The following is a 14,161-nucleotide window of genomic DNA, read 5'->3' on the forward strand; positions in this document are numbered from 1 at the left end:
CACCAGCACCACAAACAGGCCGAGGGCGAAAATGCCGGTAACGGCATAGCTTTCCGCCAGATCCAGCAGGTTCTGCACCGTCAGGAACTGATCGCTGGCCAGCGAGAAGAACACCATGAAAGCCAGCAGCACCCAGGCGAGCCAGCCCTGGCTGGAGTGCGGACGTAAACGAGAGAAATCAGGCATTAATCACCTCCGCCAGCTGTTCCTGCGCCACGGTATCGGGTTGGTATTCGGCATGGATGGTGCCGTCGCGGAAGTGCAGAATGCGGTCGCAGTTGTACCAGACCTCCGGCACTTCGTCGGAAATCAGGATGATCGACAGTCCCTCTTTCGCCAGCTCGTGGATCAGCTGATAGATGCTGGCCTTGGCGCCGACATCCACGCCGACGGTCGGCGAGTCGAGGATCAGAATGCGCGGCTGGGTCAGCACCCATTTCGCCAGCACGATTTTTTGCTGGTTGCCGCCGGACAGGGTAGAGATCGCCAGGTTGGGATCGGCCACGCGCACGCCGAGCTGCTGAATCCACTGCAGGATCAGCTTGTTCTTGCGGTATTCGTCGATCAGGTGGAAACGGTTTTGCAGCTTATCGAGGATCGGCAGCACCATGTTGTCGGCCACCGACTGCTGCTGCACCAGGCCGAGCGTCAGGCGATCTTCCGAAACGTAGCCGATGCCGGCTTTGATGGCGTCTTCGTGCCCGCGAAAACGCACCGGCTTGCTGTCGAGCCAGATTTTGCCGCTGTCCGGTTTGGTCATGCCAAACAGCGACAGCGCCAGTTCGGTGCGGCCGGAGCCGAGCAGGCCGCACAGGCCCAGCACTTCACCGGCGTAGAGTTTGAAATTGACGTCATGATACTGACCGGCGCGCGTCAGCTTCTCTACTTCGAGAATCGCCCGATCGGCGTTGCGCGTTGGCGCTTTTAACTGGTAGTCGAGCTTCAGGCCGGTCATCAGTTCGGTCAGGTGATGCGGCGTCATCTCTCTGGCTGGCCAGCAGCCCATCTTGCGGCCGTCGCGGATCACCGTCACGCGATCCGAAATCTCCAGCACTTCATCCAGCCGGTGACTGACAAACACCACGCAGATGTTTTTGTCTTTCAGATAGCGCACGGTGCGCAGCAGCTGATTGACCTCGGTACGCGTCAGCGACGCGGTGGGTTCATCCATAATCACCAGTCGTGCATCGGCCACCAGCGCGCGGCAAATCGCCACCTGCTGGCGCTGGGCAATCGACAGCGCGGCGACTTTCTCATTCAGATCGAGATCGAATTTCAGCTCATCAATAATGCCGCGCGCGGTGTCGCGCAGCCGGGCCTGACGGTGCCAGCCGAGCAACCCGTTGAGGTTATGCTCAAAAGCGATGTTCTCCGCCACGCTCAAATTGGGGAACAGCGACAGATCCTGGTAAATCACCTGGATACCGAAGTCGCGCGCCTGACTGGTGGTCAGACGCGGGAAACTCTGGCCGTCGCCGAGGGTAATGCGGCTGCCACTGTCCGGGGCGTGCACCCCGGAAATGACTTTAATTAAGGTGCTCTTGCCACAGCCGTTGGTGCCAGCGAGACAGTGCACTTCGCCGGCCAGCAGGGTCAGCGAGATATCGCTCAGTGCGCGGTTGCCACCAAATGTTTTCGACAGGTTGTCGAGCGCAATCAGCGTCTGTGGAGTGACCTCTTGCATGTTACAGCCCCATTTTCACCAGTTTTGGCAGGTTCTCTTTATCGAGACTTTCGGTGTTGTTACCGAGAATGGTGTGCGTCGCCTCATCTACCTTCACTTTGCCCAGCCCTTCAATGGTCATGCCGTCGGTGATCGGCTCTTTTTTCTCCATCATGTCGGCGATACGCACAAATACTTCACCGGCGGTCTGCGGATTCCAGATATAACCGCCCTTGATGGCACCGCGCTGTACCAGCGACGCGCCCTGGCCCGGGCTGAAGGCGCCGATGACGCACACCTGATCGATCTTGTTGCGGTTCATGACCGCGCGGCCGGCGCCAATCGGTCCCTGTGAACCAAAGGCCATAATTCCTTTCAGATCCGGGTACTTAGACATCAGCTCGTTGGTGGTGCGGATGGAGTCATCCAGCGATTCGCCGACGCCGAATTTGTCGGTCACCAGCTGCATCTTCGGATAGTGCTGTTTCTGGTAGTTGAGCGCGGCGTCGGTCCATTCCTGATGCAGTGGCACCGTCAGGCTGCCGACATACATGGCGTATTTGCCTTCTTCATGCATGCATTTCGCCAGCGCTTTCATATGGTTGATGCCGTGGGTTGGCGCATCGACCAGCTCGAAATCCCAGTTGGCGTCTTTCTGGCCGGGCGATTCGTGAGTAATCACCATGATCCCGGCTTCACGCGCGCGCTTCAGCACTGGCTCAAGCACTTTCGGGTCGTTTGGCACCACGCCGATGATATCGACCTTCTGCGCAATCAAATCTTCAATCGCGCGCACCTGCAGCGCCGGGTCAGCGGCGGTTGGCCCCACCATCCACGCGTCGATGCCGCGTTTTGCCGCTTCACTTTTGATGCCCGCTTCCATGGCGTTGAACCACGGAATACCGCCAATTTTTACCACGATGCCCATGCGGATTTTGTCAGCGGCCTGCGCGCCAGCGGCGGCAAACAGGGCAAGCAGAGAACAGGCGATAAGATGTTTTTTCATAAAGACTCCGGATTAATTTTTTATTAGCTGCATCGAATGGCTGCGTTGCGAGCAATCAATAATATTGACGCCGTTCCACGCCAGTTCTTGTTCCAGCTCTTTGTCTTTTAATTGGTCAGTGATGAGAAAATCCACATCGCGGTAGTGACAAATACGCGCGAATGAGGGGCGCAGAAATTTACTGCCGTCCAGCAGCAGATGTTTTCTTTCTGCCGCTAACAACATTTGCTGTTTTAAATGTGCGTTGTTTTCGTTACCTTCGCGTAAATAACCGTCATTTCCCAGACTGCTGCAGGAAAAAAAGATCTTATTGATCTGGAATTCCCGTAGCGGCTGCTCTGCGACGACGCCGTGGAAATCTTCATAACGGTCAGAATATTCTCCACCCAGGCAGATGGTGCGGATACTGCCGCGCGCTGCAAGGGTCTGGATGATTCTGATAGAATTGGTTAACACCGTTAATTCAATATCCGGTAGCTGTCGTGCCAGATACCAGCAGGTGGTACTACTGTCGAGTAATAAACAATCACCGGGGCTGATAAAATCGAGTGCCCGTTTGGCTATTGCCATCTTGGCCTCGACGTTTTCATTCATGCGCTGGCGAAAAGATAATTCATACTCGTTAATACCGCGTGTATTTCCCTGAATGTTGGCGGCCTGTCGTTTGGCTGGTACTGCACCACCGTGACTGCGCTGTAATACGCCACGTTTCTCCAGCTGGGTTAAATCACGGCGAATGGTTTCCTGCGAAACCTGACACAGCGTGACTAATTCAGCGACAATGACCCGACCATTTAAATTAAGCTCGTCAATAATTCGCTGCTGTCTTTCAATCGGCAACATGACTTCCCTCCGATGGCTATAAATTACTGGATGCCGGAATGTGAAAATGTGGGCTGGGCACGAGTCCGCAGCGACCAACTGGCCCGGCGACATTAAGGTGATTTTCATTGGATTTTTTATGTAAATGAGATCTCTTTATTTCAAATTTGAGTGATCGCATTCACATAAATGCGCGTTATCACGCGAGGGAATGAGAGAGACCGTGCACAGCGTTGACGCTCTGCCAGCACCATAGCATGACCGCTTATGACCGTTTGTGTGTATTTGACCGTTTTGTGAAGGGGGTAAAAATTGTCCGACGAATCCGATTGAGCAGAAATCAGCCGCACCGGATGATGGAGCTGTTGCGCTATTCCACACAGATCGCCCATAAGGCGACGGCTTTTTCAGCAGTTAACTTCGCTTTTCAGGCCACTTCACAGTTTCGGCCTGATGACCGCGCATGCATTGCGCTATCATTTTCTTTCCAGGAATCGGGGATCGTTTTTTTTCATGTCGTATTGGATGAAGTCGCTGCTTTTATTGCCCTTTCTGCTGATCGCCAGCGTACAGGCCGAGCCGCTGCAAAAGTCGTTTTCCGACTGGCAGATCACCTGCAACAACGCAGCGTACTGTGTGGCACGCAGTTTTCCTGGCGATAATGGCCTGGTGATGACGATTTCGCGTCACGCCGGGGTCAACGATCGGCCACTGCTGCGCATTGATTACGGCAGCGCCTACAGCGGTGCATTGCCGGGTGCGGCGCTAAAAGACAACCTGCTGCTCGACCAGCGCCGCCTCAATCCGGACCTCAAACACTGGACGGTGGAGCCGCATCATCTGGCCACCAGCAACGCCATCGCCATCGACGAATTTCTCGCCCAGACGCTGGATGCCAGCAATTTACAGCTCACCTATAAAGCCAGCGCCAGTATTCCGCTGCGCGGTATGAAAGCGGCGCTGCTGCTGATGGATGACGTACAGGGGCGGGTTAACGGGGCCAGCGCCTGGGTAAAGCGCGGTGATCGCGTGCAGTGGGATGTGCCGCCGCCGCCCTCAATTCCACAGCTGCCGGCACCAATGCCCGCACCCGCGCCGCTGACGCAGCAGGAAACCACCGGCCTGATCGATTACGGAACCTGGCGCATCAACACCGACAACTGCTCGCTCGATCCGCTGCGGCGTGAAGTCAGCGTCGCGCCACTCACCGACAGCAAAGCGCTGCTGCTGGTAAGCTGTGAAACCGGTGCCTACAACGTGATCGATCTGGCGTTTGAAGTCACGCGCAGCCAGCCGTATGTGTCGCGCGGCATCACGCTCAACCTGCCGTTTACCCCGCCGTCGCGCACTGATAATCAGCTGGAGCTGGTGAACGCCGAGTTCGATGCCAGTAACGGCCAGCTGTATACCTTCAGTAAAGGGCGTGGTTTAGGCGACTGCGGTGTGGCCACACGCTGGCAGTTTGATGGTAATGCTTTCGTGCTGGCGGAGTATGCGGAGGAGAAGACCTGCGACGCCTGGCATAGTAGTGATGACTGGCCCACCCTCTGGGTCACTCAGTAATCCCCGTCATCCTTCGCACTGCAGGGGCGTTGGCTGCGGCTGTTCACCCCGGTCACTTACCTGAGTAAGCTCCCGGGGATGCCCATCCTTGCCGCCTTCCTGCAGCACGAATGATTTAGGGGAGGGTTCGCAGTAACTGCTCGCTATTTTTCACTCTTGCTACAACTAATTATCAAAGACTTAGCGAATATTGCCGATCATCATCGGTGAGCCCGTCTGGTTGCCCACCAGCTCAGCCAGCATGTTGTTGACGCCATCGCTCATCGGGGTGAAGCGGGTCAGCGGCGAGCGCGTTACGACCACAAATACGCCGACGTTGTGCTGTGGCACCATCGCCATGTAGGTGATGAAGCCGCCGCCGCCGCCGGTTTTCTGAATGATGCCCGGATGGCCCGCCTTCGGTGCCATGTAAACCCAGCCCATACCCAGCGCGTCGGCGCGTCCTGGCACGTCCATGCCTTCCACCTTGGTCAGCTGGTCGCGGCGATAAATCAGCGTTTGCAGCCGATCGATCTGCGGCGTGCGGTGATTCACCGCCGAGTTGAGGAACTGCTGCATCCAGCGTCCCATATCGTCCGGCGTGGAATACACGCCGCCGCTGCCGATGGCTGCCAGCGTGTTATTGCACGGGCTGGCCCCTTTTTCGGCAATCATAAGGCGCTGACACTGGTCCGGTGATGGCGTGAAGGTGGTGTCCTTCATGCCGAGCGGACGCGTCACCAGCTGCTGCAGTAGTGCCGGATAAGGCATACCGGCGGCTTTAGCCAGCGCGTCGCCCAGCAGATCGAAGGCGAGGTTGGAGTAAGCCGCCTGCGTGCCTGGCGCGGCTTTTAGCTGCGCGCCACGCAGCCACTGCCAGCGATCCGCTTTGGTTGGCCAGACAAACACCGGACGATGCGGTTTGCCGCCCGGCTGCTCGCGCGGCAGGCTGCTGGTGTGGGTGGCGAGATTGATCAGCCGAATCGGCTGGCCGTTGTAAGTCGGTACCCGGGCGCCCGGCGGCGCGTATTTGCTCAGCGGATCGTCAAGGCGAATCTGGCCGCGCTCGGCCATCTTCACCATCACTTCGCTGGTCATCAGTTTGCTCAGCGAGGCGATACGGATCAGTGAGTCCTGCTGTGGACGCACATTATTGCCGGGACGGGTTTCGCCAAAGCTGGCGAACACGCGCTGGTTACCGTCAATTGCCACCAGCGCCATGCCGGTCGCACCGCTGCCGTAAAAGATGTGTTCGGCATAGCGATCAACAATCTGCGAGGCCAGCAGCGGATCGGGCGATACCTGCGCCGCGCTGGTAAAGGGCAGCACGGCAACCATTAAGGCCAGTAAAAAAGGAGTACGTTTTTTCAACGGGAAAGCGTCCGCTATAGGAATCGGAGGAAAACCTATAGTAATCAGTTTGCGCAAAGCGGGAAGGGGGCGGGGCGGATTTTTTTCTGTATCAGGCTGTGAAATAAAACGGCCCTCTCCTGGCAGCGGGAAAGGGCCAGACACTCAGGCAGGTTTAAGCAGCGATTCGGCGTGGCTCACCACGTTCTCGACGGTAAAGCCAAAGGCCGGGAACAGCTTGCCGGCTGGCGCCGATTCACCGAAGGTGGTCATGCCGACAATTTTGCCGTCGATACCGACGTATTTGTACCAGTAGTCGGCAATACCGGCTTCAACCGCCACACGCGCACGCACGGTGGAAGGCAGCACTGATTCACGATAGGCCACGTCCTGTTTATCAAACACGTCAGTGCTCGGCAGCGACACCACGCGCACCTTGTGGCCGTCGGCGCTGAGTTTCGCTTCGGCGCCCAGCGTGATCTCCACTTCGGAACCGGTGGCAATCAGGATGACGTCCGGCGTGCCGTCACAATCCTTGAGGATGTAGCCACCGCGCGCGATGTTCTCTACCTGTTGCGCGCTGCGCTCCGGCTGCAGCAGGTTCTGACGCGACAGAATCAGCGCGGTCGGACCGTGATGGCGCTCAATCGCCGCTTTCCACGCTACGGCGGTCTCGACCTGATCGCACGGTCGCCAGGTGCTGAAGTTTGGCGTCACGCGCAGGCTGGCCAGCTGTTCAACCGGCTGGTGCGTCGGGCCATCTTCGCCCAGACCAATTGAGTCGTGGGTGTAGACCATAATCTGGCGCGCTTTCATCAGGGCGGCCATGCGCGCTGCGTTACGCGCGTATTCGACGAACATCAGGAAGGTGGCGGTATACGGCACAAAGCCTCCGTGATGCGCGATACCGTTGGCAATCGCCGTCATGCCAAATTCGCGTACGCCGTAATGAATGTAGTTACCGGCGTGATCCTCTTTGATCGGCTTCGAACCGGACCAGATGGTGAGGTTGCTGGGCGCGAGGTCGGCGGAACCGCCGAGGAACTCCGGCAGCAGTTTACCGAAAGCTTCCAGCGTGTTCTGTGAGGCTTTGCGGCTGGCGATTTTCTGCGGGTTAGCCTGCAGATCGCGAATAAACTGGCTGGTTTTGTTTTCCCAGTCAGCCGGCATTTCGCCCTTCAGGCGGCGGCTGAATTCGTCCGCCAGCTGCGGATGCGCCTGCTGATAAGCCGTGAACTTCTCTTCCCAGGATTTCTCCTGCGCGGCCCCGGCTTCTCTGGCATCCCACTGCTGATAAATATCCTGCGGGATTTCGAACGGACCGTAGTTCCAGCCGAGCTGTTTACGCGTCAGCGCCACTTCCTCTTCGCCGAGCGCGGCCCCGTGCGACTCCTCTTTGCCGGCTTTGTTTGGCGAGCCAAAGCCGATCACCGTGCGGCAGATAATCAGCGAAGGCTTGTCGGTGACGCTTTGCGCTTCTTTGATGGCCGCCGCGATGGCGTCCGGATCGTGGCCGTCGATGCCTTCGGCGCTGCCCACCACGTGCCAGTTATAAGCTTCAAAACGCTTGTGGGTGTCGTCGGTAAACCAGCCTTCGGTTTCGCCGTCGATGGAGATACCGTTGTGATCGTAGAAGCCAATCAGTTTGCCGAGGCCCAGCGTGCCGGCCAGCGAACAGACTTCGTGCGAGATGCCTTCCATCAGACAGCCGTCACCCATAAATACATAGGTAAAGTGATCGACGATATCGTGGCCAGGCTGGTTGAACTGGGCCGCCAGCGTGCGCTCGGCAATCGCCAGACCGACAGCGTTGGCTAGCCCCTGGCCGAGCGGGCCGGTGGTGGTTTCAACGCCCGGCGTGTAGCCAATTTCCGGGTGGCCCGGCGTTTTTGAGTGCAGCTGGCGGAAGTTTTTCAGCTCTTCCAGCGGCAGATCATAGCCGGTGAGATGCAGCAGGCTATACAACAGCATCGAGCCGTGCCCATTAGACAGAATGAAGCGATCGCGATCCGCCCAGGCCGGGTTGGTCGGGTTGTGCTTCAGGAAGTCGCGCCACAGCACTTCGGCGATATCAGCCATGCCCATCGGCATACCTGGGTGGCCGGAATTTGCTTTCTGTACCGCATCCATGCTCAGGGCGCGGATCGCGTTAGCCAACTCTCTGCGTGAAGACATAGGGTTCTCCCTTGTAATTGGGCAAAAGCGGACGGGCCGCAACCCGTCCGGCAGAAGGTGAGTTCAGGATTACAGGCGGGCGGCCAGCACGTCTTCCAGCTTCTGCTGGTCGACGGCAAACTGGCGGATACCGTCGGACAGTTTCTCCACGGCCATCGCATCCTGGTTATGCTCCCAGCGGAACTCCGCTTCGGAGAGCGGTGCCGGCTGGTGGAAGCCCTCGGTTGATGGCTCCAGTTTGCGCTCCACCGGCGCTTCGCTGTTGGCCAGCTCTTCCAGCAGGTTCGGGGAGATGGTCAGGCGATCGCAGCCGGCCAGTGCCACAATCTGCTCCACTTTACGGAAGCTGGCACCCATGATGACGGTGTTGTAACGGTGCTTTTTGTAGTAGTCGTAAATACGACGCACCGATTTAACGCCCGGGTCTTCGTCGACCACATACGGGTCGAGCGGTTTGCGCGTGTTGTACCAGTCGTAGATTCGGCCGACAAATGGCGAAATCAGGAATACGCCGGCTTCGGCACAGGCGCGCGCCTGGGCGAAGGAGAACAGCAGCGTCAGGTTACAGTTGATGCCGTTCTTCTCCAGCTCTTCCGCCGCTTTGATGCCTTCCCAGGTGGACGCCAGTTTGATCAGAATACGTGAGCGGTCGATGCCGTTCTCTTCATACAGGCGGACCAGCTTCTCCGCTTTGGTCACACACATGCCACGATCGAAAGAGAGGCGCGCATCCACTTCGGTCGAAACACGGCCCGGTACGCTTTTCAGAATTTCCATACCGAGGTTGATCGCCACTTTATCGCTGGCGTTGATGATTTGCGTCTCTTTGCTGCCGCCCTGTTTTTTCGCGTACTCAATGGCGTCATCAATCAGGTGTTTGTAAGCGTCGAGGCCGGCAGCTTTGAGGATCAGGGATGGGTTAGTGGTGGCATCTTCCGGATGGTAATGGCGAATGGATTCGATATCGCCGCTGTCCGCCACCACGGTGGTGAACTGTTTTAATGCATCTAGCTGGTTCATCGCTTAACTCCTTGATTAGCAATAATGTGGGCAAAACAGGCACCCGGGCAGTCATCGTCTTAGGTGCGCCCTTATCGGGGAAGGGAGGTTCCACACAGTGCAACAGACGCCGGATGAAGAAAATGCGTTTTCTCTGATTGTGACGTCGGGGCGCGTTTCTGATAGTCAGGCCTGCCTGATCGGTTCAGCTCAGCGTTTTGCCACCCTTAAGCATAGCAGGCTGTCCCAAAGCCGCAGGCGAAGCCGTGGCAATCCGTGCCCTGGCGACTGTGCGTTCTTTGAGCGCCTTCACCCTCTTTTGCGCCGCGCGTTCTTATACTGAGGGCTTTTCAGCCGTGCAAAAGGATGTCTGATGGACGATCAACTCAAGCAAAGCGCGCTCGATTTTCACCAATATCCCACCCCCGGAAAAATTCAGGTGTCACCCACCAAGCCGCTGGCGACGCAGCGCGATCTGGCGCTGGCCTATTCGCCCGGCGTGGCGGCGCCCTGCCTGGAAATTGCGGCCGATCCGCTGGCCGCGCACAAATACACCGCGCGCGGCAACCTGGTGGCGGTGATCTCCAACGGCACGGCGGTGCTGGGGCTCGGCAATATCGGTGCGCTGGCCGGTAAGCCGGTGATGGAAGGCAAGGGCGTGCTGTTCAAAAAGTTTGCCGGCATTGATGTGTTCGACATCGAAATCGACGAGCACGACCCGGATAAGCTGATTGAGGTGATCGCCGCGCTGGAACCGACGTTCGGCGGCATCAACCTTGAGGACATCAAAGCGCCGGAGTGTTTTTACATTGAGCAGCAGCTGCGGCAGCGCATGCAGATTCCGGTGTTTCATGACGATCAGCACGGCACCGCCATCATCTGTACCGCGGCAGTGCTTAACGGCCTGAGCATCGTGAATAAGGCGATTGCCGACGTGCGGCTGGTGGTGTCGGGTGCTGGCGCGTCAGCCATTGCCTGCCTCAATCTGCTGGTGGCGCTTGGCATGCAGCAGAAAAATATCGTGGTGTGTGATTCAAAAGGGGTGATTTACCGCGATCGCGAAGCGGACATGACGCCGACCAAAGCCGCCTATGCCGTGGAAGACAGCGGGGCGCGCACGCTGGATGAGGTGATTGGCGGCGCGGATATTTTCCTTGGCTGCTCCGGTCCGAAAGCCCTGACGCCAGCGATGGTGCAGAAGATGGCGCCGAATCCGCTGATTCTGGCGCTGGCCAATCCGGAGCCGGAGATCATGCCGCCGCTGGCGAAGCAGGTGCGACCGGATGCGTTTATCTGTACCGGGCGCTCGGATTTCCCCAACCAGGTAAATAACGTGCTGTGCTTCCCGTTCATCTTCCGCGGCGCGCTGGACGTCGGTGCCACCGCCATCAACGAAGAGATGAAGCTGGCGGCGGTGCATGCGATTGCCGCCCTGGCGCAGGCGGAGCAGAGCGACGTGGTGGCGTCCGCTTACGACGATCAGGATCTGAGCTTTGGCCCGGAATACCTGATTCCCAAACCGTTCGATCCGCGCTTGATTGTGCAGATAGCCCCGGCCGTCGCCAGAGCGGCGATGGATTCCGGCGTGGCGACGCGACCGATTGCTGACTTTGACGCCTACCGCGAGCAGCTCACCGAGTTCGTGTATAAAACCAATCTGTTCATGAAGCCAATCTTCTCGCAGGCGCGCAAAGCGCCGCAGCGCGTGGTGCTGGCGGAAGGTGAAGAGGTGCGGGTGCTGCACGCTACCCAGGAGCTGGTGTCGCTCGGGCTGGCGAAGCCGATCCTGATTGGCCGTCCCAACGTGATTGCCATGCGTTTACAGAAGCAGGGGCTGAAAATCGAGGCCGGGCGTGATTTTGAGATCGTGAACAACGAGTCCGATCCGCGCTTTAAGGAGTACTGGAATGAATATTATCAGCTGATGAAGCGGCGCGGCGTTACGCCGGAAACCGCCCAGCGCGCGGTGATTGGCAATCCCACGCTGATCGGCGCCATCATGGTGCATCGCGGCGAAGCGGACGCGATGATTTGCGGCACCATCGGCGACTACCGCGAACATTACGACGTGGTGGAGAAGGTGTTTGGCTTCCGCGATGACGTCAAGGTCGCCGGGGCGATGAACGCGCTGCTGCTGCCGAGCGGCAACACGTTTATTGCCGATACCTATGTGAATGAGGATCCCAGCGCTGAGCAGCTGGCGGATATCACGCTGCTGGCGGCAGAAACCGTGCGGCGTTTCGGCATCGAACCGCGCGTGGCGCTGCTGTCGCACTCCAGTTTCGGCACTTCGAACGCACCCGGCGCGCGGAAGATGCGCGAGGCGCTGGCGCTGATTCAGCAGCGAGCGCCGGAGCTGGAAATTGATGGCGAGATGCACGGCGATGCAGCGCTGGTGGAGAGTATTCGTCGCGAGCTGATGCCGGACAGCCCGCTGAAAGGCACCGCCAATCTGCTGATCATGCCGAACGTTGAGGCCGCACGCATCAGCTACAACCTGCTGCGCGTGTCCTGTTCGGAAGGGGTGACGGTGGGGCCGGTGCTGATGGGTATCCGCAAGCCAGTGCATGTGCTGACGCGCATCGCCTCGGTGCGGCGCATTGTTAACATGGTGGCGCTGGCGGTGGTGGAGGCGCAGACCGAGCCGTTGTGACCGGCAGGGCAACCCCACGGGGGCGCGTTTTAGCGGATTATTCCGCAAGGTGCGCATAAATGCGCACCTTGCTTATTTTTCCAGCCCCAGCCAATCCTGCACCGGCAGGAAATCGCGGGTCAGCGCGGCTTCCGGGGAGTCGTCGGCGGGTTGATAATCATATTCCCAGCGCACCAGCGGCGGCATCGACATCAGAATCGATTCGGTGCGACCGCCGGTTTGCAATCCGAACAGCGTGCCGCGATCCCACACCAGATTGAACTCAACGTAGCGGCCCCGGCGGTAAAGCTGGAACTGACGCTCGCGCTCGCCCCATGCCACCTGTTTACGCTTTGCCACAATCGGCTGATAGGCCTGCATGAAACCGTTGCCGACCGCCTGCATGAAATCAAAGCAGTGATCAAAATCCGGCGTATTCAAATCATCAAAAAACAGGCCGCCAATGCCGCGCTGCTCGTTGCGGTGTTTCAGGTAGAAGTAGTCATCACACCACTTTTTGTAGCGCGCATAGACGTCATCGCCAAACGGCTGACACAGATCGAACGCGGTCTGATGCCAGTGCCGGGCATCCTCTGTGAAACCGTAATAAGGGGTGAGATCGAAACCGCCACCAAACCACCAGACCGGATCGGCGCCCGGCTTTTCGGCAATGAAAAAGCGCACGTTGGCGTGGCTGGTTGGCACATACGGATTTTCCGGGTGTACCACCAGCGACACGCCCATCGCTTCGAAACTGCGGCCTGCCAGCTCCGGGCGGTGCGCGGTGGCTGACGCGGGCATCTGCTCGCCATACACATGGGAGAAATTAACCCCAGCCTGCTCGAACACCTTGCCATTACGCAGCACGCGGCTGCGTCCGCCGCCGCCGCCGGGGCGTTGCCAGGTGTCTTCGGCAAAGCTGGCGCTGCCGTCTTCCGCCGCCAGACCGGCGCAAATGTCATCCTGCAGCGCCAGCAGATAGGCTTTGACGCGCGAAATATCGGGATTGCTCATGGCTCACTCATTGCAAAAATTTGCCGCGATTCTAGCACAAAACGCTATCAGGCCTGGCGACGATCGTACTCATCAAAGTAATTGACGATACCGTCAGCAATCGCCCGGGCAATTTTCTGGCGAAACGCCGTGGTGCCCAACAGCTGTTCTTCACGCGGGTTGGTGATAAACGAGGTTTCCACCAGCACCGACGGAATGGACGGGGATTTTAGCACCGCGAACGCCGCCTGCTCGGTGTGCTGGCTGTGCAGGTGATGCACCGGACGAATCTGGTCCAGCACGTGTTTACCCAGCGTCAGGCTGTTGCGAATGGTATCGGTCTGCACCAGGTCGAACAGGATCTGGTTAAGGTAATTATCTTTTTCCTGTACCGCCGCGCCGCCCACTTTATCGGCGTCGTTTTCGCGCTGCGACATATAGCGCGCCATGGCGCTGCTGGCACCGCGATTGGAGAGGGCAAACACCGACGCACCGTTAGCTTCCGGGCTGGTGTAGCCGTCGGCGTGAATCGACATAAACAGGTTGGCGCCGTGCTGATGCGCAATCTCCACGCGCTGGTAGAGCGGAATGAAGTGGTCGCTGTCGCGCGTCAGCCGCACTTCCACCTTCGGGTGGTTCTGCAGCAGCGTACGCACGGTGTTGGCGATCTCCAGTACGATGTGCTTCTCTTCTGAGCCTTCCTGACCCACCGCGCCAGAATCAATGCCACCGTGACCGGGATCGATCATCACAATGCGCTTGCCGCTGGTGGCCGGTTTCGGCGGTGTATGGCGTGCGCTGACGGGCACTGCCGCGCGCGTTTCCTGCGCCTGAACGGCGCGCGGCGACAGCACCGCCAGCGCCAGGCCGGAGAGGATCAGCTGGCGGCGATTAGTCAGGCGCCGCAGCAGTGAAATCTTGTTCATTAACATGTCCCTGAGAGTAAACCTGCCCCGTGTTATAGCCTAAGCGCCGTCCG

11 protein-coding genes and 1 pseudogene are annotated in these 14,161 nt (G+C 58.5%); 3 read left to right on the forward strand and 9 right to left on the reverse strand.

What is annotated here, in order from left to right; translation table 11 throughout:
- From ERD80_RS15860 to ERD80_RS15875, 4 genes and pseudogenes are all read right to left on the reverse strand, one after another.
- Window positions 1–186: pseudogene (locus ERD80_RS15860) on the reverse strand (ABC transporter permease); the annotation flags it as partial.
- Window positions 179–1,684 carry a sugar ABC transporter ATP-binding protein gene (locus ERD80_RS15865; RefSeq protein ID WP_136547583.1) on the reverse strand — a complete coding sequence of 502 codons (1,506 nt, stop codon included), beginning with the start codon at window positions 1,682–1,684 and terminating at the stop codon, window positions 179–181. The gene ERD80_RS15865 and the pseudogene ERD80_RS15860, both read right to left, overlap by 8 nt.
- 1 nt (window position 1,685) lies before the next feature.
- The gene (locus ERD80_RS15870) at window positions 1,686–2,669 is read right to left on the reverse strand and encodes a substrate-binding domain-containing protein (RefSeq protein ID WP_058758342.1); all 984 of its coding nucleotides are present in this window, start codon (window positions 2,667–2,669) and stop codon (window positions 1,686–1,688) included.
- A gap of 12 nt (window positions 2,670–2,681) precedes the next feature.
- Window positions 2,682–3,512: a DeoR/GlpR family DNA-binding transcription regulator gene (locus tag ERD80_RS15875; protein WP_104094119.1), complete on the reverse strand. Its 831-nt coding sequence runs from the start codon at window positions 3,510–3,512 to the stop codon at window positions 2,682–2,684.
- Between the two features lie 236 nt (window positions 3,513–3,748).
- On the opposite strand from ERD80_RS15875, the gene ERD80_RS22900 reads away from it, so the two are divergent.
- Both ERD80_RS22900 and ERD80_RS15880 read left to right on the forward strand, forming a co-directional pair.
- Window positions 3,749–4,153, forward strand: coding sequence for a hypothetical protein (locus tag ERD80_RS22900; protein WP_248295866.1), 405 nt, complete (start codon window positions 3,749–3,751; stop codon window positions 4,151–4,153).
- Window positions 4,128–5,054, forward strand: coding sequence for a DUF1176 domain-containing protein (locus ERD80_RS15880; protein WP_248295867.1), 927 nt, complete (start codon window positions 4,128–4,130; stop codon window positions 5,052–5,054). Before ERD80_RS22900 ends, ERD80_RS15880 begins: the two co-directional genes overlap by 26 nt.
- A 180-nt stretch (window positions 5,055–5,234) precedes the next feature.
- Here the strand turns inward: ERD80_RS15880 and ampH are convergent, their stop codons facing one another.
- The 3 genes from ampH to tal form a co-directional block, all read right to left on the reverse strand.
- Window positions 5,235–6,404 (reverse strand): D-alanyl-D-alanine-carboxypeptidase/endopeptidase AmpH, encoded by a 1,170-nt coding sequence (gene ampH / locus ERD80_RS15885; protein WP_031279806.1) that lies wholly within the window; start codon window positions 6,402–6,404, stop codon window positions 5,235–5,237.
- A 144-nt stretch (window positions 6,405–6,548) separates the two neighbouring features.
- The gene (gene tkt / locus ERD80_RS15890; RefSeq protein WP_031279807.1) at window positions 6,549–8,558 is read right to left on the reverse strand and encodes a transketolase; all 2,010 of its coding nucleotides are present in this window, start codon (window positions 8,556–8,558) and stop codon (window positions 6,549–6,551) included.
- 69 nt (window positions 8,559–8,627) lie between these two features.
- Window positions 8,628–9,578 (reverse strand): transaldolase, encoded by a 951-nt coding sequence (gene tal, locus ERD80_RS15895; protein WP_021508067.1) that lies wholly within the window; start codon window positions 9,576–9,578, stop codon window positions 8,628–8,630.
- A 352-nt stretch (window positions 9,579–9,930) separates the two neighbouring features.
- Between tal and maeB the strand changes: the two genes are divergently transcribed.
- Window positions 9,931–12,210, forward strand: a complete 2,280-nt coding sequence (gene maeB / locus ERD80_RS15900; protein WP_136547586.1) for an NADP-dependent oxaloacetate-decarboxylating malate dehydrogenase — start codon at window positions 9,931–9,933, stop codon at window positions 12,208–12,210.
- A 72-nt stretch (window positions 12,211–12,282) separates the two neighbouring features.
- On the opposite strand, the gene hemF is transcribed toward maeB, so the two are convergent.
- Both hemF and amiA read right to left on the reverse strand, forming a co-directional pair.
- Window positions 12,283–13,203, reverse strand: coding sequence for an oxygen-dependent coproporphyrinogen oxidase (gene hemF, locus ERD80_RS15905; RefSeq protein ID WP_136547588.1), 921 nt, complete (start codon window positions 13,201–13,203; stop codon window positions 12,283–12,285).
- 47 nt (window positions 13,204–13,250) lie between these two features.
- Window positions 13,251–14,108 (reverse strand): N-acetylmuramoyl-L-alanine amidase AmiA, encoded by an 858-nt coding sequence (gene amiA, locus ERD80_RS15910; RefSeq protein ID WP_021508070.1) that lies wholly within the window; start codon window positions 14,106–14,108, stop codon window positions 13,251–13,253.
- Window positions 14,109–14,161: the final 53 nt, after the last annotated feature.

It is taken from the genome of Pantoea sp. R102 (assembly GCF_004916815.1).
Classification (GTDB): domain Bacteria; phylum Pseudomonadota; class Gammaproteobacteria; order Enterobacterales; family Enterobacteriaceae; genus Pantoea; species Pantoea dispersa.

Bases quoted from the DNA above. Each gene is read 5' to 3' on its own strand.
- amiA (WP_021508070.1), bottom strand. From the start codon at position 14,108: ATGAACAAGATTTCACTGCTGCGGCGCCTGACTAATCGCCGCCAGCTG.
- hemF (WP_136547588.1), bottom strand. From the start codon at position 13,203: ATGAGCAATCCCGATATTTCGCGCGTCAAAGCCTATCTGCTGGCGCTG.
- ERD80_RS22900 (WP_248295866.1), top strand. From the start codon at position 3,749: ATGACCGCTTATGACCGTTTGTGTGTATTTGACCGTTTTGTGAAGGGG.
- ERD80_RS15865 (WP_136547583.1), bottom strand. From the start codon at position 1,684: ATGCAAGAGGTCACTCCACAGACGCTGATTGCGCTCGACAACCTGTCG.
- ERD80_RS15870 (WP_058758342.1), bottom strand. From the start codon at position 2,669: ATGAAAAAACATCTTATCGCCTGTTCTCTGCTTGCCCTGTTTGCCGCC.
- ERD80_RS15875 (WP_104094119.1), bottom strand. From the start codon at position 3,512: ATGTTGCCGATTGAAAGACAGCAGCGAATTATTGACGAGCTTAATTTA.
- tkt (WP_031279807.1), bottom strand. From the start codon at position 8,558: ATGTCTTCACGCAGAGAGTTGGCTAACGCGATCCGCGCCCTGAGCATG.
- tal (WP_021508067.1), bottom strand. From the start codon at position 9,578: ATGAACCAGCTAGATGCATTAAAACAGTTCACCACCGTGGTGGCGGAC.
- maeB (WP_136547586.1), top strand. From the start codon at position 9,931: ATGGACGATCAACTCAAGCAAAGCGCGCTCGATTTTCACCAATATCCC.